General features: G+C 59.7%; 19 protein-coding genes. 5 read left to right on the plus strand and 14 right to left on the minus strand.

What is annotated here, in order from left to right:
- Positions 1 to 64 precede the first annotated feature (64 nt).
- Positions 65 to 1,390, plus strand: a complete 1,326-nt coding sequence (gene xylA / locus EB235_RS10775) for a xylose isomerase (RefSeq protein WP_027030995.1) — start codon at positions 65 to 67, stop codon at positions 1,388 to 1,390.
- Positions 1,391 to 1,522: 132 nt separating this feature from the next.
- Here the strand turns inward: xylA and EB235_RS10780 are convergent, their stop codons facing one another.
- From EB235_RS10780 to EB235_RS10805, 6 genes are all read right to left on the minus strand, one after another.
- On the minus strand, positions 1,523 to 2,002 hold the full coding sequence (locus EB235_RS10780; protein WP_032925550.1) for a flavin reductase family protein: 480 nt from the start codon (positions 2,000 to 2,002) through the stop codon (positions 1,523 to 1,525).
- Positions 2,003 to 2,058: 56 nt separating this feature from the next.
- Positions 2,059 to 2,874 carry an alpha/beta fold hydrolase gene (locus EB235_RS10785; RefSeq protein ID WP_027030994.1) on the minus strand — a complete coding sequence of 272 codons (816 nt, stop codon included), beginning with the start codon at positions 2,872 to 2,874 and terminating at the stop codon, positions 2,059 to 2,061.
- Positions 2,874 to 4,136 (minus strand): LLM class flavin-dependent oxidoreductase, encoded by a 1,263-nt coding sequence (locus tag EB235_RS10790; protein ID WP_027030993.1) that lies wholly within the window; start codon positions 4,134 to 4,136, stop codon positions 2,874 to 2,876. Before EB235_RS10790 ends, EB235_RS10785 begins: the two co-directional genes overlap by 1 nt.
- 184 nt (positions 4,137 to 4,320) lie before the next feature.
- Positions 4,321 to 5,220, minus strand: a complete 900-nt coding sequence (locus EB235_RS10795) for a LysR family transcriptional regulator (protein ID WP_348626891.1) — start codon at positions 5,218 to 5,220, stop codon at positions 4,321 to 4,323.
- 45 nt (positions 5,221 to 5,265) lie between these two features.
- The gene (locus EB235_RS10800; protein WP_051429677.1) at positions 5,266 to 6,387 is read right to left on the minus strand and encodes a muconate/chloromuconate family cycloisomerase; all 1,122 of its coding nucleotides are present in this window, start codon (positions 6,385 to 6,387) and stop codon (positions 5,266 to 5,268) included.
- A 132-nt stretch (positions 6,388 to 6,519) separates the two neighbouring features.
- Complete coding sequence (locus tag EB235_RS10805) at positions 6,520 to 7,425, minus strand: dioxygenase (protein ID WP_348626890.1); 906 nt, start codon at positions 7,423 to 7,425, stop codon at positions 6,520 to 6,522.
- A 296-nt stretch (positions 7,426 to 7,721) separates the two neighbouring features.
- On the opposite strand from EB235_RS10805, the gene EB235_RS10810 reads away from it, so the two are divergent.
- Positions 7,722 to 8,315 (plus strand): FAD synthetase, encoded by a 594-nt coding sequence (locus EB235_RS10810; RefSeq protein WP_208603631.1) that lies wholly within the window; start codon positions 7,722 to 7,724, stop codon positions 8,313 to 8,315.
- 102 nt (positions 8,316 to 8,417) lie between these two features.
- Here the strand turns inward: EB235_RS10810 and EB235_RS35260 are convergent, their stop codons facing one another.
- From EB235_RS35260 to EB235_RS10835, 6 genes are all read right to left on the minus strand, one after another.
- Entirely contained in the window at positions 8,418 to 8,522 is a 105-nt protein-coding gene (locus tag EB235_RS35260) for a hypothetical protein (protein ID WP_432443015.1), read from the minus strand.
- 22 nt (positions 8,523 to 8,544) lie between these two features.
- Positions 8,545 to 8,793 (minus strand): 3-keto-5-aminohexanoate cleavage protein, encoded by a 249-nt coding sequence (locus EB235_RS10815; protein ID WP_027030989.1) that lies wholly within the window; start codon positions 8,791 to 8,793, stop codon positions 8,545 to 8,547.
- A 90-nt stretch (positions 8,794 to 8,883) separates the two neighbouring features.
- Positions 8,884 to 9,738, minus strand: a complete 855-nt coding sequence (locus tag EB235_RS10820) for an alpha/beta fold hydrolase (RefSeq protein WP_027030988.1) — start codon at positions 9,736 to 9,738, stop codon at positions 8,884 to 8,886.
- Positions 9,735 to 10,112 carry a hypothetical protein gene (locus tag EB235_RS10825; protein ID WP_027030987.1) on the minus strand — a complete coding sequence of 126 codons (378 nt, stop codon included), beginning with the start codon at positions 10,110 to 10,112 and terminating at the stop codon, positions 9,735 to 9,737. The genes EB235_RS10820 and EB235_RS10825 overlap by 4 nt, the downstream gene beginning before the upstream one ends.
- Positions 10,113 to 10,723: 611 nt before the next feature.
- Positions 10,724 to 10,972, minus strand: a complete 249-nt coding sequence (locus EB235_RS10830; RefSeq protein WP_027030986.1) for a conjugal transfer protein TraD — start codon at positions 10,970 to 10,972, stop codon at positions 10,724 to 10,726.
- 1 nt (position 10,973) lies between these two features.
- Positions 10,974 to 11,300, minus strand: coding sequence for a conjugal transfer protein TraD (locus EB235_RS10835; RefSeq protein WP_027030985.1), 327 nt, complete (start codon positions 11,298 to 11,300; stop codon positions 10,974 to 10,976).
- Between the two features lie 172 nt (positions 11,301 to 11,472).
- On the opposite strand from EB235_RS10835, the gene traA reads away from it, so the two are divergent.
- A complete protein-coding gene (gene traA, locus EB235_RS10840; protein ID WP_027030984.1) occupies positions 11,473 to 14,469 on the plus strand; it encodes a Ti-type conjugative transfer relaxase TraA in 2,997 nt (998 codons plus the stop codon).
- Between the two features lie 128 nt (positions 14,470 to 14,597).
- Complete coding sequence (locus tag EB235_RS10845) at positions 14,598 to 14,810, plus strand: helix-turn-helix transcriptional regulator (RefSeq protein ID WP_027030983.1); 213 nt, start codon at positions 14,598 to 14,600, stop codon at positions 14,808 to 14,810.
- Positions 14,811 to 15,068: 258 nt separating this feature from the next.
- On the opposite strand, the gene EB235_RS10850 is transcribed toward EB235_RS10845, so the two are convergent.
- Positions 15,069 to 15,737: a hypothetical protein gene (locus tag EB235_RS10850; protein WP_051429676.1), complete on the minus strand. Its 669-nt coding sequence runs from the start codon at positions 15,735 to 15,737 to the stop codon at positions 15,069 to 15,071.
- A 200-nt stretch (positions 15,738 to 15,937) separates the two neighbouring features.
- On the opposite strand from EB235_RS10850, the gene EB235_RS10855 reads away from it, so the two are divergent.
- Positions 15,938 to 16,141, plus strand: coding sequence for a helix-turn-helix domain-containing protein (locus EB235_RS10855; protein ID WP_245268825.1), 204 nt, complete (start codon positions 15,938 to 15,940; stop codon positions 16,139 to 16,141).
- 140 nt (positions 16,142 to 16,281) lie between these two features.
- Here the strand turns inward: EB235_RS10855 and EB235_RS10860 are convergent, their stop codons facing one another.
- On the minus strand, positions 16,282 to 17,574 hold the full coding sequence (locus EB235_RS10860) for a tyrosine-type recombinase/integrase (RefSeq protein ID WP_027030982.1): 1,293 nt from the start codon (positions 17,572 to 17,574) through the stop codon (positions 16,282 to 16,284).
- Between the last annotated feature and the right edge of the window lie 135 nt (positions 17,575 to 17,709).

Genomic DNA, 17,709 nt, shown 5'->3' on the forward strand with positions numbered 1-17,709 from the left:
AACTGGCCGAGGATGATCCGCTCTTTACGAAGACTACTATTCGCGCCACCAGAGGAGTTTCCCATTGACCAGCGGTTTTTTTCGGGACATCAAACCCATTCGCTATGAAGGGCCGGATTCCACCAATCCGCTGGCCTACCGGTTCTACAACCCCGACGAGGTCGTGGCCGGCAAGCGGCTGGAAGACCATCTGCGCTTTGCCGTCGCCTACTGGCATTCCTTCGCCTGGCCGGGCGGCGATCCCTTCGGCGGCCAGACCTTCGACCGTCCCTGGTTCCCCAAGGCCGGCGGCGTCGACACGATGGAACTGGCCAAACTCAAGGCCGACGTTGCCTTCGAGATGTTCTCGCTGCTCGGCGCACCCTATTTCTGCTTCCACGACGCCGACGTACGGCCCGAGGGCAAGGATTTTTCTGAAAGCGCTGCCCGCCTCGACGAGATCGCGGACTATTTCGCCACCAAGATGAAGCAGACCGGCGTCAAGCTTCTGTGGGGTACGGCAAACTTGTTCTCCAATCGCCGCTTCATGTCGGGTGCCGCCACCAATCCCGATCCGGATGTCTTTGCCTATGCGGCGGCGACGGTAAAGAGCTGCATCGACGTCACCAAGCGACTGAAGGGCGAGAACTATGTGCTGTGGGGCGGGCGCGAGGGTTATGAGACGCTGCTCAACACCGACCTTGCTCGTGAGCAGGAACAGGCCGGCCGGTTCCTTAGCCTCGTCGTCGACTACAAGCACAAGATCGGCTTCAAGGGCACGATCCTGATCGAGCCGAAGCCGCAGGAGCCGACCAAGCATCAGTACGATTACGATGTTGCCACCGTCTACGGCTTCCTCAAGCGCTTCGGACTGGAGAAGGAGGTAAAGCTCAACATCGAGCAGGGCCACGCCATCCTGGCCGGCCATTCCTTCGAGCACGAACTGGCGCTGGCCAATGCGCTAGGCGTCTTCGGCTCGATCGACATGAACCGCAACGACTACCAGTCCGGCTGGGACACCGACCAGTTCCCCAACAACGTGCCGGAAATGGCGCTGGCCTATTACCAGGTCCTGCAGGCCGCTGGCTTCAAGACCGGCGGCACGAATTTCGACGCCAAGCTGCGCCGCCAGTCGCTCGACCCGCAGGATCTGCTGATCGGCCATATCGGCGGCATGGATTCCTGCGCACGCGGTCTCAAGGCCGCGGCGCGTATGGTCGAGGACAAGGCGCTGTCGGGTCCGCTGACCGAGCGCTATGCCGGCTGGAGCACGGCCGAGGGCAAAGCGATGCTGTCCGGCAAGCGCACACTGGAAGAGATCGCCGAGCGCGTCGTCAAGAAGAAGATCGAGCCGCAGCCGCGCTCCGGCCGCCAGGAACTGCTCGAAAACATCGTCAACCGTTACGTGTGAGGTCGGAAAGCCGAGAGATCACGCTCCATTCGCGCCTGCATCCGCAGGCATTGGCGAAGGCGGCGACCGCAGGAGGTGAGCGTCTAGCGCATGGCAGACGGCCCTGCTGGTGGACCTTCGCCGTCCCAGTTCCTATCGGACATAACGACCTGAATGAAACACCAGCGGCAAACGGTGTGTCTGGTCGAAATCCAGCACCCGGCCAACAAAAATGACATGATCGCCACCATCGTACACATGTTCAGTGATACACTGGAACCTTGTGCTGCAATCAACAAGCAACGGAATTTCGCCTAGCCCGGCTTCCAGCTTGATGTCCTTGAACTTGTTACCGCCAGCGCGGGCGAATTGGTTGGAAACCTCTTCCTGATCCGCGCCGAGCACATGAACGGCCCAGAACTCCGCCGCTCCGAAGACCGGCAAAGAATAGGCGTTTTTGCCAAGGCTCCACAGGATCAACGGCGGATCAAGCGAAACCGAGTTGAAACTTGAACACGTCACCCCGACATTCTCGCCCTCGCGGGAGAGTGTGGTCACGATGCAGACGCCGGTGGGGAAGGTGCCCAACGCCTTGCGAAAACGCTTTAAGTCGGCGCCTGGATCAAGGATCATCCTACACTCCCCCAAACTAAGGACCGGCACGGTGCATTGACACCGTGCCGATGTGCTCAAGCGGCTTTTTGGGCCATGTGGAGAAAGTTGGTTACCAGATCGTAAGTGATCTCCAACTGCTCGACCTGCGGAATGTGACCGCAATTCGCAATCAGTTCGACTCGGCTTCCAACGATGCCCGCCGAAAGTTCGTCGGCATAGGACGCCGATATCAATGCGTCGTCCTCGCCCCAGACGATCAGCGTATCGCTGTTCACCCGATGTAAACGACGACGCATCCCGCGTTCCGGAATCGGCCAGACCAACTTTCCAGTGCAGCCGAGGTTCCAGATCAACTGCGCCGTGACCTTGACTGCAATGGCGGGATCTTCAGGCATCGCCAGCATCGCTCGAGCCGCAGCGCTGTCGGGATTCTTGAAAAGGATCTGCGGAAGCTGCTGAGGCGAAGCTTCAATCCAGTTTGCTGTCGGCGCGCCCTCGTTCCACAGGCCGATGGGGTCGAGCACCACGAGCCGTGAGAATATCCCCGGGAAGGTGGCAGCAATCTCGATCGACATCATGCCGCCGAAACTTTGGCCCACGGCAACTGCTCCCGACAGACCAAGGATGCGGATGGCCTCTTCGTACATGAGCACTGCGTCGTTCAGACCATCCACCTGATTGATCGCATAGGGGTCGCCGATCGTGGTTCCCGGAAATTCCGGGGCGTAGACCGTGTATATTTCCGCCAACCGTTCCAGGAATGGATCCCAGCCAAGGCCGGCAGCAGGGTGGAAATAGATCAGCACCGGGCCACTGCCGCGGATCTGGAAATTGAGTTCGACCTCGCCACCCCAGACGGCCACCTTGCGGTTTTCAACTTTGGTTGTCATCACGCCACCTCAAAGTTTTCAGCAGTTGCAGGAATCGGCTTGCCACCGAGCCGTTCGGGCCACCAATGGTGGTCGTATTCGTCATCGAAGAGCGGGGCCAAATCGGGCAGCACCTTTCCAGCGAAGAGTTTGATGTTCTGCCGGGCAATCTCGGTGGGCATCGAGCCAAACTGCAGCATCGCATGAAGGTTGCCGATCCCGTAGTCTGTGACGAGCTTCACCAACTGGTCGCGCACTGTGGCCGGACTGCCGCAAATCACGCAGCCAGCTTCGACGAGTTCGTCGTGGGTGGCGGTCAGCATTTTGGTGTACATGCCAAAATCCGAAGGGTCTGCCAGCAGAATCTCGAGCCCGCGAATGTCGATGCCGCCAGGCAGCATCAGCCGATTCAACGGAATCGCGCCCAGAGCCTTGCGGAAGAAGTATTCCACATGCTCCGCATAGATCTCCTTCGCCTCCTTGTCGGTGTCGGCAACGGCGATCATCTGCATGAAGCCGATCTGGAACGGGTTGCGCTTCTTTCCCAATCCTTTGGCCACCGCAGAGAACCGATCAAAGATCCGGTTGCCGGTCTGCTTGGCGCCAAACCAGCCGAAGTAGTTGAAGCCAAAATTTCGGCGCAGGCAGATCTCCATGGTCTTTGGATTTCCGATGCCGGTAATCCAGACAGGCGGATGCGGGTTCTGCTGTACCGGGCGGGGCCAGAGATTGACATGGTTCGCCTGAGTGTACTTGCCGTTGAACGGAAATGGCTCCTTCGCCGTCCAGGCGCGCAACACAAGATCGAGGTTCTCGTCGAATCTGCTGCGGGTCTGTGCGGGTGGCACGCCGTTGTTGATGTTGGCGTCATAGGCCAAGCCGACCGGGAATCCGCATACCAGACGCCCGTTGCTCATGCAGTCAAGCATGGCCTGTTCCTCGGCGACCCGCAGAGGTTCCTTGGTTTTGCCGAGCGACCGGCCAACGGGATAGATTGCCGTGTCGATCCCTTCAGCCTCTGTCGCATAGGCGAGCGCGGCTTGCAGGAGGTCAGGGTTGGGCGCCATGTCGTAAGATGACTGACCGTGTTCGGTGATCGTGATTCCATCGAAACCCGAACGCGCTGCAACCATGCATTCGTCCGTCGCGTCTCGGTACGCTTTTGAAACTTTCGCTGGTTCGACCATGTCGTGATAAGGCGTGGTTACCACGGATTCGAAGCGCGTCTCGAAATCCGTCGGCAAGTGCCTGTACGGCACCTGCTGAAAGTACGTAACTTTCATGTCGATCTCCTCCCGGTTTGATCTGCCCTTTGATACGCGCTGTTCGCACGAGCGATCCAATACCGATTGGGAAACTTGCAATACCTTTCTCTTCGCAGGGTTTCGACCGTAGGCGCAATGCGCATGGGTTTGGGGCGTCCGACTTTACGTCTGGACGCTGGCCGCCATGATCGGGCAGCCGGGCCTAGCTAGAGGATCGTGCCAATTTTCTTGCGATTTCTGCAAAGCGCACCAGGTGTTTTTCGCGGTTATCGCGCCGGTAATTCACCGAGAGCCCTGTTTTCGCGTCGGGGCTGGCAATAGGCGAAAATTGCACTCCTTTATGGCCAGTCAGCCCGACCGATTGCGGGACGATGGAGACGCCTTCACCCACAGAGACCAGGCTGATTGCGGTCTGGTAGTCCATGCAGAACACCCGCGAGCGCGGCTCGAAACCCGCGCCGCGGCACAAAGAAAGAACCTGATCAGCGAAACTTGGACGAGGCTGTTCGGGGTACAGGACGAAGGGCAGCTCTTTGAGGTCCGTCAACAGCACGGGTTCCCCGGCCGTAAAGTTATTCGACTCTGCACTCGCGAGACTCAATGGCTCTTCTTGGATCGGAATGGAGACAATTTCGGGATCGTCAATCTTGGGCCGAGCGATGGCGATATCCACGTCCTTTCTGATCAGCGCGAGATATTGCTGGGCATTGTTCATCGACCAAAGGCTGAGATTGACGTCAGGATAGCTGGCCCGGAAGGCCTGGATGAGGCCAGGCAAAATCCCATGGGTCGCGGAGCCCACGAACGCGACGCGCAGCCGGCCTTTGGCACCCTGATCGATACGGCGCACCTCCAGGACGGCATCGTCCATGGCCGCGAGCATTTCTCGGGCGCGCTTTTGCAGGGCCTCGCCCGCCTGGGTCAGCACGGTCTGGCCGCGGCCGCGGTCGAACAGTGCAACTTCCAGCTCCGCTTCGAGTTGAATGATCTGCCGACTGAGAGGCGGTTGCGCCATGCTGAGCCTTTCGGCCGCGCGTCCAAAATGAAGCTCTTCTGCGACGGCCATGAAGTACTCAAGCCGCCTGAGGTTTATTGACTGCATGGCCCCCTCCCAGAAACCGGCAACGGCCTGCTTTGCGATTCTGCTTCAGGTTTTGCGCGCCAGCCGGCTCAGTGTGTCTTCGTTGACCTCGATTCCCAATCCAGGCCCTTCGGGGCAGTGTATCTGAAAGTCCCGATAAACGATCCCGCCTCTAATAAGATCTTCGACCAGAATTCTTGGCCCGAAATGCTCGGTTCCCCATTCGAGCCGCGGCAACGAAGAGAAAACCGCAAGATGCGCCGCAGTGCCGATCCCGCTTTCGAGAAGACATCCACCGTAAAGCTCGAAACCGAAAGCGGCAGCGATGCCCGCAGCCCGCTTGAGCTCGATCAGCCCACCACTCTTTACAAGTTTCAGTGACAGGACCGAACCGGCTGCCAAAGTTCCGGCACGTATGACATCCTGGCCGGTGAACGCAGCCTCGTCGACCATCAGCGGCACATTGCTGCGCCCCGCGAGCCTGGCCATGGCCTCCATATTGAGGGCACTGCAGGGCTGTTCGATCAGCGCGATGCCCATCTCTGCGAGTTCAGGCAGGAACCGAAGCGCCGTCGCTTCGCTCCATCCCTGATTAATGTCCACAATGACACGAGCTTCGCCGCCGATCGCATCAAGGATTCGGCGTAGTCGCGAGATGTCCTCGCGTGGCTCCCGAAACCCGATCTTGACCTTGAAGGTGCGATGCTCGCGGGCGGCCAGCTTCGCTCGCGCCTCTTCGATCTCCTGATCGGCATCGCCCGAGGCAAGCGCCCAGATGACCTCCATCGCATTGCGAACCTGACCACCAAGAAACAAACTCGCCGGCAGGCCCAAAGCTCGCCCGGCCGCATCAAATAGCGCACTCTCAACCGCCGCTTTGGCGGCAAAATTTCGCTGCGCTGCCGAAGCCATCAAAAGGCTCGCTAATTCGAAGTCTGTGGCCCTGATCCCGAGGACTGCTGGGGCGAGGTAGACATCAATGTTAGCCTTTATCGACTCCACGCTTGATTCCGACCAGCGCGGGCCGCCGAGTGTGGCAGCTTCCCCGTAGCCTGTCTCGCCGCAAGCCAGTGTAACCCTCACGATCACATAGGACTGGCAAGCGATCTGCGTGTTCGACAGCTTGTGGGGGCGCGCGGTCGGGACATCGACAATCCACGACTCGATAGCACGAACAGTCAAATCCATGCCAAGTCCTCCATCGATCTCACCGCGGCCTCCCCGCACCGGTGGCCTCGTACTTGTCAACATTTCCGATCGCTTTCTTGGCAGTGTGGCGATCAACCGGCCGCCAAGGGCGACAGCGGCTGGTCGACAGGATTACTCGGCTGCATGTCTCACTTCTTGTGGGGCCAAGACGAAGTCGAACCGAACCACGAGATCCGTTTCCGCGTCGTCGTTGGCCTGTTCAAAACGCGCCACAAGACTTTCCTTGACAGCAAAAACCGAGTCATTGTCCAGATAGTCACTGTCGGCATCGAAGATCTGCGAGACCAGGGACCGGTACCCGTCCCTCGTCAACATGAAATGGATATGGCCCGGTCGCATCGGGTGATGGCCCATGAAGTCCAGCAACTCGCCGGCCGTACCATCGTAGGGGATCGGATACGGGAGTGGTCGGATGGCTTGGAAAGCATAGTGGCCATTCTCGTCAGTTTGGAATCGTCCCCGCAGGTTGTATTCGGGCTGTTCCGGGTCCTGTTGATCGTAAAGCCCATTCGGGGCGTCTTCCCAGACATCGATCGTGACACCCCGGATAGGATTGCCCGCGATATCATTGACATAACCCTCGACGAATACGGTTTCCTCGTTGTCGAAATGCTTCTGCACAGTCGAAGCGCCCTTTGGAAGAACCGGCGGGTTTTCCCGGTAGAACGGCCCTAGGACCGTCGACTCGCTCTCGACTCCACGTACAGGGTTGGTCAGCATGTCGGCCAGAACCTCTACCCCCAGAATGTCGCCGAGAAGAATGAACTCCTGGCGCTTGTCGTCGCACATTTGACCCGCGCGCATCAGGTACATGCAGAAGTCGATGAATTCCGCATGCTGAAAGTTGACCTCTTTACAGAAGCCGTGGAGATGGCGAAGGCCCGCTGTCATCAGTTCGCGCTGACGGTGGGTGACGGGCTTGTGTTTGCCGAGCGAGGCAATCACAACCTCCGTAATGTTGTCGAGCGTAACGTTCTGCATTTCTTCCTCCAAAGGATAGTGATGGATGATCGGCAAGCCGACATCCTCCAGTGTCGATCATCCCTAACATGGCGAACTATCCGATCCCCAGGTTGCGGCGTAAATGCTCGCTCAAGTATCTTGAGATACCGTCGCTTCGCAGCCGACTGCCGCTGCAAGCAGACGGACACAGCCGACTCGGGCCATCTTTTTGTGAGCCCAAGTGTGGGTCAAGGATCGTTTCGGGATCACCTCATCCACTGATCCAGAGGAAGTATGCCAACATACCAAGGGGCCTCTCGCCATGGTCACAATCGCTCGAGTAATCTGGAGCTGATCGGGAGGGGATCGCCATGCAGTTGCTGTCACAGTCCGTCAAGTTGAAATGTCACGTGGCCGGGGCCCTCCGATTGCCCCGGAGCGTGATCGCTATCGGGACATTCGATGGCGTCCATCGCGGGCATCAAAAGGTGCTCGGCAACGCAGTCAATGCCGCTCGGCGACTGAACTGTCCTGCCGTAGTGTACACGTTCGACCTTCCTCCGAAAGCGCTGTTCAAAGGTACGAGCGTCCTGACGGCACCAGACGAAAAGGTTCGCCGATTGGCGGCATTGGGGCTGGATCACTGCATCCTGGCCAAGTTCGACCGAACATATGCGTCCCGAACCGCTGAAGCCTTCCTTAGCGAGCTCGCAGCGTTGAACCCGGCCGAAATCTGGGTGGGAGAAGATTTTCGCTTCGGAGCCGATCGCAAGGGCGACGTGGCTACACTGGCCGCGCATTTCCCGGTCCGGCTGACCAACGCCGTGCGCTGCCACGACGGGGACGTAATCTCGAGCACGCGCATTCGCACGCTCATGGAGGAAGGCGACACCTTGGCCGCCGAAATCCTGGTGGGGCACTTCAGTGACTGCCATGACGCTACTGAATTGTGGCGCGTCACCTGACGGTTGAGAGGCGATCATGAGAGGCGCGAAAAAGCCGTCCGAAAGATGCACAAAACGGTCATGAGGCGCTCTTCGTCGCCCCATGGGCCTAGCAGCGTCCGATCAGAGAACGGACCAGGCCGGCAGGTTCAAGATCACTCGCGCCTCCACGCAGCTCGCCACAGGTCGGCCGTGACGTGCGCACAGATCGGGCGTCCGCTGCACCACGGCTGCATTTGATGGAGCGAGCCTAATCGCGGTCGAGGCGCACGTTGTCCTCCAGCCCAGTCAGGCAATGGCCGCCCGCGACAATGAAGCATTCGTCGCGAGTGATCTGATGCACTCCGATTCCGGCACCGCACCATTTGGCCTGCGGCGCAAGCCGTTCGACTGTCCGTATGTAGTAGTCGAAGACATCGCGGTCGACCGGGATAGCGTTTTTCACCCCGATGACGAACTGAACATAAAGAGGTCCGGGAATGCGCCCGTCGCTGTTCATCGCTGCGGCCTGATGGATGTGGGAAAGATCAATTGTTGGCTTTGATTGGCAGGCGGCCGGTCATGGCGACACAAGTGATGCAGGGCTTTGTCATGCGCGATGCCGCGGCATACGGTCGAGCGCGTCCAGGAAGAACGGGCGGAATCCATCGGGATGTTCGCTCATTGGAAAGTGACCCAGCATGTCCATCACGGAAATCGTGGCTCCAGTAATGGCCCGCGCGGTCCGGCGGGCGTCTTCGGGTGTACAGGTCAAGTCATAGGCGCCCACCAGGATATGAACCGGGGTCTTCGAGGAGTCGATAGAGCCGAGGAGCGGAATCAGACTCTCGTCCTTCGTATAGAAGCTGAGGTCGCCTCGGAACACACCAGGGCCTGAAGACATGAACATCCACAGCGTGTTCCAACGCTCGGCATTCGGCGCATGGGGTGAGATGTTGGCCGAAACCAGGGCCGCCCCCATCTCGCCGCCATGCGCGTCGGGGCGGTGGAACCAGTCGATGTCGTACCAGGCAGGTTGGAAATCCGACGCCTCGATCGCAATGAAGCCCGCGAACCGCTCGGCATGCCGCGCAGCAAGCTGCAAGGCGATCCGTCCGCCCATCGAACAACCTGCCAGCACTGGACGCTCTAGCCCAAGGGCATCGCAAACCGCGCACACGGTTTCAATGTACGCCTCCGTGGTCAGAAGATACTCCTCAGTCTCAAAACCCTCGGGAGGTAGCGACTTGCCGTGCCAGGGCATGTCGAAAGCGATCATCCTGTTCGCATCGGTCACACCGGCGTCGTTCATTAGATGCCGCCACTGGCGCGTGTCTGCGCCGGCGGTGTGAAGGCATATAACCGGCCTGCCCGTGCCGGCCTCCTCGAAATAAATGCGGTGGGACCGCCCGCCAATCGCAACGGTCACGTAACGCCCCACGATAGGCTCAACTGCCCCCCTCATTGCGAGGCCTCAGGGCGCCCAAGCGCCAGAAACTCCTTGAAGAACCGAAGATTCTTCACAAGCGCCAAGATGTCCCCGTCAATCCGGGCCCGCCCGATCTTCACCAGCCCGAAAATGTCGTGAAATCCGGCCTCAGGCAGCGGCTGCAAAAAGGCGCGCATTGCCACTTCATCAGTGCGCAGAGCAAATCTCCAGGGGGTTTTGCGGCTGGGACCCAAGCTTACCCTCACCATCTGTCCCCTATCAAATTCCAGATAGTGCTCGGCTCCGTCCACTTCGATCAGGACGGTCTCGGAAAACAGGCGGCCAAGATGCGTCAAATGTCGGCTTGAATTCAGCCGCTCACCCATCCTTCGCAAATCTGCATCAAGCATGAGGATCCCTCCGCCAACCGACCTCCGCAGTTCTGAACAACTTTAGGGCATCCGCAGCGCGCTGAGCAATGCGTCACAAGGTATGGAGGAATACTTCAAGACCCACCCTGAAGGATCCAATTCCTTCGCACCCTGCCGATGTATTTCGGCGTGCGAAATTGACCCTCTAGGCGGGTCTGTCGGTGTCCCATCCAGGACCGTTGCGGCTATCTCAATGGTCTGCCCGAGCAGATGAGCGGTTTGACTGAGCGCGCCGTCGAATGAAAAACGTATTGAGAGGCTGGAGCGTACCGACTCTGCAAAGGCTGGCTTAGCTACACTAAGAAGCTGCGCAAGGGTGCGGTGGACGCGGACAACCTCAGTGCGCCGTAAAGGTATCCCGGAATCCTGTATTGGTGCCGGAAAATGCCGACCTAACGGATAGGACGGTCCCAGTTGTCGGATGGTTTTCCGAATCCGCGGCGGGTCTAACGGGATCCTCAGCAAAAGTGCCGACCGATTGGGGACTGTCAGCAGACATTCGTCATCTTGCAGCGTTGGCCACTGGCGCAACGGGGACGGGGCTACGCTGTTCGGAGCTTCGCGCCGCCCGCCACTCGCACCAACCCTCGTTACGTCCACCCGCCCTTTTGCCCCTCATACCACTCGGCGTCGAACGCCTGCTTTCCCTTCGCGGTCCACAGGTCCCGCGCATGCTCGCCTTCATGGCTTTGCAGCTTGGCTGCGATCCAGAGCATCGCGCCGTAGATCGTGGCGCGATCGTCATTGGTGAGCTCGACAATGCCTGCCTTGACGACGAGACCGCCGAGTTCGATCAAATGTCGCGTGCGCTGGCGTCGCTCGACCTGCCACGTGCGCATATCATGCCGAGCCTGTGTTGCTAGCCGGCGATTGCGAGCTGTCCGGTTGCGGCGGAGCGCCGCGAGGGTTGCGCTGAGATCCCGAAGCAGTTCGCCGGGAGCCGCTCTCGAAAAACATCACTCCACGCTTGGCCCGTGCCTCACGCATTGCTGTGTCTTTCGTCTCGGTGATTGCGACGAGCGCGCCGGCCAGTTCGTCGGTGCTGAGCTGATCGGCGCCGGTGGCGATGACCAATTCGCCAAGCTGCTGCACCTTTCGCGTTTTGAGTTCTCGCGCTTTGTCCTCCAGTGCCTTCAGTTCCGCGTCGAAATCGCGTGGTTTACGCATGGCTGTCTCCATTGATTGTCGATCTCAGGATGATAGTTGAGCGTCCGCCGGAAGGCTTCAGGGTTGCCGAGACAGCCCGGGACGGGCTGGTCCATCCCGAGATTTTTTCGAGGGAGGGCGCGCTTATACGTCGTGCCGACGTGCGGTTTGACGTGCAAATGATCTGGTCGCGATGGCGATCTATCATCTTCACGTCAAGGTCATTGGCCGCAAGGCAGGCTCGAGTGCTGTCGCGTCAGCCGCTTACCGCTCGGCTTCGCGGCTGCGTGACGAGCGCATCGAACGCACGCATGACTTCTCGGCCAAGCGCGGCGTTGTCCATTCCGAGGTCTTGCTGCCGGAGAGCGCGCCCGAAGCCTGGCGCGACCGCGAGAGGCTGTGGAACGATGTCGAGGCGTTCGAGGTCCGCAAGGATGCGCAGCTTGCCCGCGAGGTCGAGTTTGCCCTGCCACGTGAACTCAGCCAGGCGCAAGGCATCGAACTGGCGCGGGACTTTGTACAAGTCGAGTTTGTCAGCAAGGGCATGGTCGCCGATCTCAATGTGCATTGGGACCGGGCTGAGGATGGCAGTCCCAAGCCGCATGCCCATGTCATGCTGACCATGCGGTCGGTGGACGAGAACGGTTTTGGCGCCAAGGTTCGAGACTGGAATGCTACCCAGATGGTCGAGCGCTGGCGCGAGCGATGGGCGGAGCTGGCCAATGAACGCCTGGCCGAACTCGACATCGATGCCCGTATCGATCATCGCAGTCTGGAAGCGCAGGGCATTTCCCTGGAGCCGCAAACCCAGATTGGTGCACCGGCTCAACGGATTGAGGGCAGCGGCCTTGCTGCTGGGGACATTGAAGCCGATCGCGCCGAACTGCATCGCGAGATCGCGCGCAACAATGGTGCGCGCATCATTGCCGATCCATCCGTGGCGCTCGATGCCATCACCCATCAGCAATCGACCTTTACTCGAAAAGACATTGCGAAGTTCTCGCATCGCCACAGCGATGGCGTGGAGCAGTTCAACGAGGTCGTGGCAGCCATCACCAACGCACCCGATCTGGTCGAACTCGGCAAGGACAGACGCCGCTATGACCGCTTCACCACGCGGCAGATGATTGAGACCGAACAGCGCCTGCATCGCGCTGCGGAACGCATGGCCGGGGAGGAGCGCCATGCGGTGAGTGACGCACGGCGCGAGGCAGCGCTGGCGCGGGCTGCGCAACACGGGCTTGTCCTGTCAGGCGAGCAGACCGATGCATTGGATCACATCACCGATGGTCGCGGTCTCGGTGTCGTCGTCGGCTTTGCCGGAACGGGCAAGAGCGCCATGCTGGGCGTTGCGCGCCAGGCATGGGCACCAGCAGGCTACGAGGTTCGAGGCGCCGCACTCTCCGGCATTGCCGCCGAGAATCTCGAAAGCGGGTCAGGAATTGCCTCGCGCACCATCGCCAGTATGGAGCATAGCTGGGGACAGGGCCGTGATCTGCTTACCGCCCGCGATGTCCTGGTGATCGATGAGGCCGGCATGGTCGGCACGCGCCAGTTGGAGCGCGTGCTTTCCCATGCGGCGGACGTTGGCGCAAAAGTCGTCCTTGTCGGCGATCCACAGCAGTTGCAGGCAATCGAAGCCGGCGCCGCATTCCGCTCGATCCATGAGCGTCATGGCGGCATCGAAATCGGCCAGGTGCGCCGGCAGCGCGAGGACTGGCAGCGCGATGCGACGCGCGATCTGGCAACCGGCAGGATCAATGCTGCGATCAGCGCCTACGACACGCAAGGCATGGTGCATCAGGCTGCAACGCGCAATGAGGCGCGAGGTGAACTCGTCGAGCGCTGGAATCGCGATAGGCAGGCAGAGCCAGAGGCAAGCCGGATCATTCTCACCCACACTAACGACGAGGTGCGCACCCTGAACCAGGCAGCGCGCGAGCGCATGCGCGCTGCTGGAGATCTCGGCGACGAGGTTCAGGTGAATGTCGAACGCGGGGCAAGGAACTTCGCCAGCGGCGACCGCGTCATGTTCCTGCGCAACGAGCGCGGGCTTGGCGTCACGAACGGCACGCTCGGTGTGATCGAAGAGGTCAACGCGCAGAGCATGACTGTGCGCACTGACGATCACAGGTCGGTGCGCTTTGACCTGAAAGACTACGCGCACATCGACCACGGTTATGCCGCGACCATTCACAAGGCGCAGGGCATGACCGTCGACCGCACATATGTGCTCGCAACGCCGGGCATGGATGCACATGGCACCTACGTCGCACTGTCGCGACATCGCGACGGGATGGACCTGCATTACGGTGGCGACGACTTCGGTACGCGGGACCGGCTGGACCGTACGCTGTCGCGCGACCGCGCGAAGGACATGGCGTCGGACTACGAGCAGATCGACCCGGCGCAGAGCTATGCCGAGCGGCGCGGCATCACCTTTCGCGAGCGTGTCGCAGAGATCGTGCGCAAGGTCGTGCCTGAAAGGCTACGCAACATGTTCGACGGCCGGCGCCCTTCGGCAGATGGCGCGCCCGACTTCGACGGCTTGCGCAGGCCGGAAAGAGAGGAAGTGCGCCTCGAACCCGCCGCGCCCGCCAGGGAGATCGCCGAGGACGGGCAAGCGGCGTTACGGAAAGCCCGAACCGATGCGCTCGTGCGTCATGCCCGCGCCATGGACGCGATATTCAGCGAGGAGGGCGCAGGAAACAAGGCCAGTCCGATGCGGTTGCGCGAACTGGCTAACGCCCGAAAAGCCTTCGACGAGGTGCGGCCCCATGGCTGGCGCGATGCCGAGGCGGCTTATGTCAAGAGCCCGGAACTTGTCGCCGAGGCCGCCGGCGGACGGATTAACCGCGCCATCCGCGCCCTCCAGCTTGAAACTGAAATCCGCACCGGACGGGATAACGATCCGGGCCGCCGCGCAGACCATTTCGTGGAGCGTTGGCACAAACTCGACCGGACCAGCCAGCACCAGTATCAGGCGGGTGACATGTCCGGCTACAAGGCCACGCGATCGGCGATGGGTGACATGGCCAAAAGCCTCGAGCGCGATCCGCAGCTTGAATCCATCCTCGCCAACCGCAAGCACGACCTTGGCATCAGCGTCGACTCTGGTCGGCGCCTTGGTGCGGAACTCGCATTCACCCACGGCATCGACCTCGGGCGGGGCCGGGGCATTGGACTCTAGACAGTCCTATCTGCCGCCGTCTCTATGCCGGGGTACGATGACGCGGAAAACCCTCTTGCGCGCTCGCAAATGTCTGCCCTCTGTTGATCAGGAGCAGTCAAAAACAACCAGCAGGAGGCAGTGCGTCCATGCGCGAACCAGACCGTATCATCCGCCTGAAAACCGTCGTCTCCCGAACAGGTCTGTCCCGGTCCACCATCTATCGCAAGATCGCCGACGGCACCTTCCCACGCCAGATCCAGATCAGTATCCACGGTGCAGGCTGGCATGAATCCGACATCAGTCGCTGGATCACCAATCCTGTTTCGTGGCGTCCGCAAGACGAGGATGACAAGTTTTGATGAGGGTGATGCACACTGCGCGGAAAGCTGGCCCTCATCGAGACGCAGCGGTCACGGCGGCAGGGTTACTGCCATGTCCGTCAGGAGCGCCGCCGAGGCGAGCGAAAACGGCAAACCAGAAACGATGGTCGGCCTCGCGCTCATCAAGATGGCTTGCTCAAGCAGGGCAACTTTGGAGCGAAGCGGCCGTGACGGGCTGCCTCCGATCCGGCTTTCTTCGAAGCAGGCTGCATCCTCACCGCCTATAAGGTCCGTCGGCTAACGATTGCCCGATCGATCAAGATCATCGCCGGATCGATATTTATGGTGGCGGGCGAGGTCATCCAGCACAGATCGGATATGCGGCCAGGGGAAATCGTCTGGATGTTCCCAGTGCTCACCGTCACGCAGGACGACCTTGAGCTTGGCCAAAATGCCTTCGATGGACGTGGCCGCTGTCTGCGGTAGATCATCCAGAAGCGCGCTTTCGGCTGTTTCCGATTGCCGGATAAGTTCGTCTGCTCTCGTATAGCCGATCTCAGCATCAGCAGCGTCCCAGCGCGCCTGGTGTGCCGCGAAATCCGCAAGCGCCCTGCCCCATTCGACTTCGTTTTCAGGAGAGTAGGCAACGTTCAAGCTCTCGATGGAATGGAGCGTCACGTCCCTACCATCGGCAAGCCGCACCCTGGCGCAGGGAAAGCCGATCGTCCTGGCGAGGTGTGTCTCCAACCGCTGCTGTTCGCGGCACAACGACAGTGTCTCATCGTGGATCTTTTGCCAGTTCCCACACAGACGAAGAGCAGGATCGGCCGCGCAGCTACCGTCCGTCAGTTCGGCGGCCCGAGACTTTCCATGGAAGGGCCATGCCGCCGCGGCCGTGGCCGTGCCCGCCAGCAAGCGCCGCCGGGTGACGAAAAACGCACTCATGCTATTGTCGGAATCAGCCATGATCCGAGCTCCTAACAGCTGGGTTGTGGTGAGGCCGCGTCGAGTGTTCGCGCATTCGATGCGGCTGCTTTCTAAAAACGAAAGGATTATCAGTTTTTAGAAAGCCACTGTCAACGTTTTCCGAAAAGGCTTGCGATTTTCGGGAGTTATCACCAGTTTGCGGAATGGATTCTTCTCAATGTCGCGCCGCACGAGCGCTGTTGAAATGGACGCAAGAGGATCTCGCCGCCCGCTCCGGCGCGAGTGCTGTTACCATTCGCAATTTCGAGAACGACCGTTCTGTTCCTCAAACTGGAACGCGATACCTCCTCCAAAAAACGCTTGAGAATGCCGGCATCGAGTTCATCCCTGAAAATGGCGGTGGTGTCGGTGTGCGCTTGTCACGGCGTTCCGAAAGTACGTAGGAGCACGTTCTTGACCTGTGGACGTGATGCGAGTTCTTCAACTAGATCGCCTAACAGCGCACGTTTGCTATCCGAATGCAGCAAATCAACCAATTCGGCTGCGTCGCCGATTACGGCTTTGCGAACCGCGTTGCCAAAGCTCACGTCATAGAGCTTGGCGTTTTCCCGCTCTGCAAAAATGCGGTCCAATCGCTCATCATGGCGCGGCGCTTCTCAATCATGGTTTCACGCCGATATGCGGCCTCAACGTCGCTGTTGATGGCATGGGCGAGCGCAAATTCCCGCATGTCTCTTGGATAATCTGACAACTCCCCTGCCCAATCCGAAAACGTTGACCGCAGCCCATGGGGCACGGCTGGACGCTTCGAGTTCTTGTCGAGCCAGCCCGTGCGGCCCGCCTCGATCTCGTTTTCGTGCATCCGTCTCATGGTCGCACTCAACGTCATGTCGGAGAGCATGCCGCCGCGGATCGCCGGAAACACATATTTTGTGTCGGCGGTCGCAGCCTCTTTCATAGCAGTTAGGATTGTCATTGCCGCATCGGATAGCGCCACAACGTGCGGGCGCTTCATTTTCATTCGCGACGCCGGCACTGTCCACAATTTGTCGTTCCAATCGATTTCCGACCATTCCAAACCGCGCACTTCACCTGATCGCGCAGCGGTCAGTGTCGCGAATTCCAATGCCCGTGCACCCGTGCCTTCGCGTTTGCGCAATGCTGCGAACCACGTGGGCGCGTCTTTCAACTGAACGGCGGGCTGATTATCGACTGTCGCAACCTTGCTTGGCTTGGACAACATGGCATTGAGATTGCCCTTCCACTGTGCCGGATTGTCGCCCTCGCGGTGTCCGTGTGCCTTTGCCCAATCAAGCACGCGTTCGCAACGTTGCCGCAAACGCGTGGCCGTCTCCGTCTTGGTCGTCCAGATCGGCTTAAGGATTTCGACCATGTGATGTTTGGTGACTTCGGAAACGGCAAGATTGCCGATGACGGGCATTGCATAGTTGTCCAGCGTGGATTGCCATTGCTTCCGATGCTTTTCGTTCCTGAATTCCGCCAGCGTGTCGACAAGGAATTTGTCAACGGCATCGCGGAATGTGAGATGGCGCTTTGCGGCCTCGATCGCGGCTTTGCGACGCTCGCGCTTCTCTTGAAGCGGATTGATGCCGTTGCGGATTTTGTCTTTGGTCGCCCTCGCCCGCTCGCGGGCTTCGCCCAATGATACGTCATGCCCGCCAAGACCCATTTCGCAACGCCGGCCATTTACGTTTGTTGTGCGCAATAGCCATGACCGGCCGCTGCCCGGCGTGATTTGGAGCATGAGCCCGGCAACACCGCCGACAGCAAACACAGCGTTGCCCGGTGTGGTCGATCCGGGGTGTTTCAAGTTCTTGACGGCTAGTGCTGAAAGTTCCTTCGCGATCTTCGGCATTTCTCTATCCCATTATCTTACCCGCCAAAAATAATGGCATTGGATGATGCGGAGTGCAACGGCGCGAGACAGCCATTTAGATTAAAGCATTGATATTGCCTTATGATTTTCATTGATTGAGACGACATGAGACAG

It is taken from the genome of Mesorhizobium loti R88b (assembly GCF_013170845.1).
Classification (GTDB): domain Bacteria; phylum Pseudomonadota; class Alphaproteobacteria; order Rhizobiales; family Rhizobiaceae; genus Mesorhizobium; species Mesorhizobium loti_B.

Coding starts and splice junctions, on each gene's coding strand:
- EB235_RS10780 (WP_032925550.1), bottom strand. CDS start 2,002: ATGATCCTTGATCCAGGCGCCGACTTAAAGCGTTTTCGCAAGGCGTTG.
- EB235_RS10785 (WP_027030994.1), bottom strand. CDS start 2,874: ATGACAACCAAAGTTGAAAACCGCAAGGTGGCCGTCTGGGGTGGCGAG.
- EB235_RS10790 (WP_027030993.1), bottom strand. CDS start 4,136: ATGAAAGTTACGTACTTTCAGCAGGTGCCGTACAGGCACTTGCCGACG.
- EB235_RS10795 (WP_348626891.1), bottom strand. CDS start 5,220: ATGCAGTCAATAAACCTCAGGCGGCTTGAGTACTTCATGGCCGTCGCA.
- EB235_RS10800 (WP_051429677.1), bottom strand. CDS start 6,387: ATGGATTTGACTGTTCGTGCTATCGAGTCGTGGATTGTCGATGTCCCG.
- EB235_RS10810 (WP_208603631.1), top strand. CDS start 7,722: ATGCAGTTGCTGTCACAGTCCGTCAAGTTGAAATGTCACGTGGCCGGG.
- EB235_RS10815 (WP_027030989.1), bottom strand. CDS start 8,793: ATGAACAGCGACGGGCGCATTCCCGGACCTCTTTATGTTCAGTTCGTC.
- EB235_RS10820 (WP_027030988.1), bottom strand. CDS start 9,738: ATGAGGGGGGCAGTTGAGCCTATCGTGGGGCGTTACGTGACCGTTGCG.
- EB235_RS10825 (WP_027030987.1), bottom strand. CDS start 10,112: ATGCTTGATGCAGATTTGCGAAGGATGGGTGAGCGGCTGAATTCAAGC.
- EB235_RS10830 (WP_027030986.1), bottom strand. CDS start 10,972: ATGCGCACGTGGCAGGTCGAGCGACGCCAGCGCACGCGACATTTGATC.
- EB235_RS10835 (WP_027030985.1), bottom strand. CDS start 11,300: ATGCGTAAACCACGCGATTTCGACGCGGAACTGAAGGCACTGGAGGAC.
- traA (WP_027030984.1), top strand. CDS start 11,473: ATGGCGATCTATCATCTTCACGTCAAGGTCATTGGCCGCAAGGCAGGC.
- EB235_RS10845 (WP_027030983.1), top strand. CDS start 14,598: ATGCGCGAACCAGACCGTATCATCCGCCTGAAAACCGTCGTCTCCCGA.
- EB235_RS10850 (WP_051429676.1), bottom strand. CDS start 15,737: ATGGCTGATTCCGACAATAGCATGAGTGCGTTTTTCGTCACCCGGCGG.
- EB235_RS10860 (WP_027030982.1), bottom strand. CDS start 17,574: ATGCCGAAGATCGCGAAGGAACTTTCAGCACTAGCCGTCAAGAACTTG.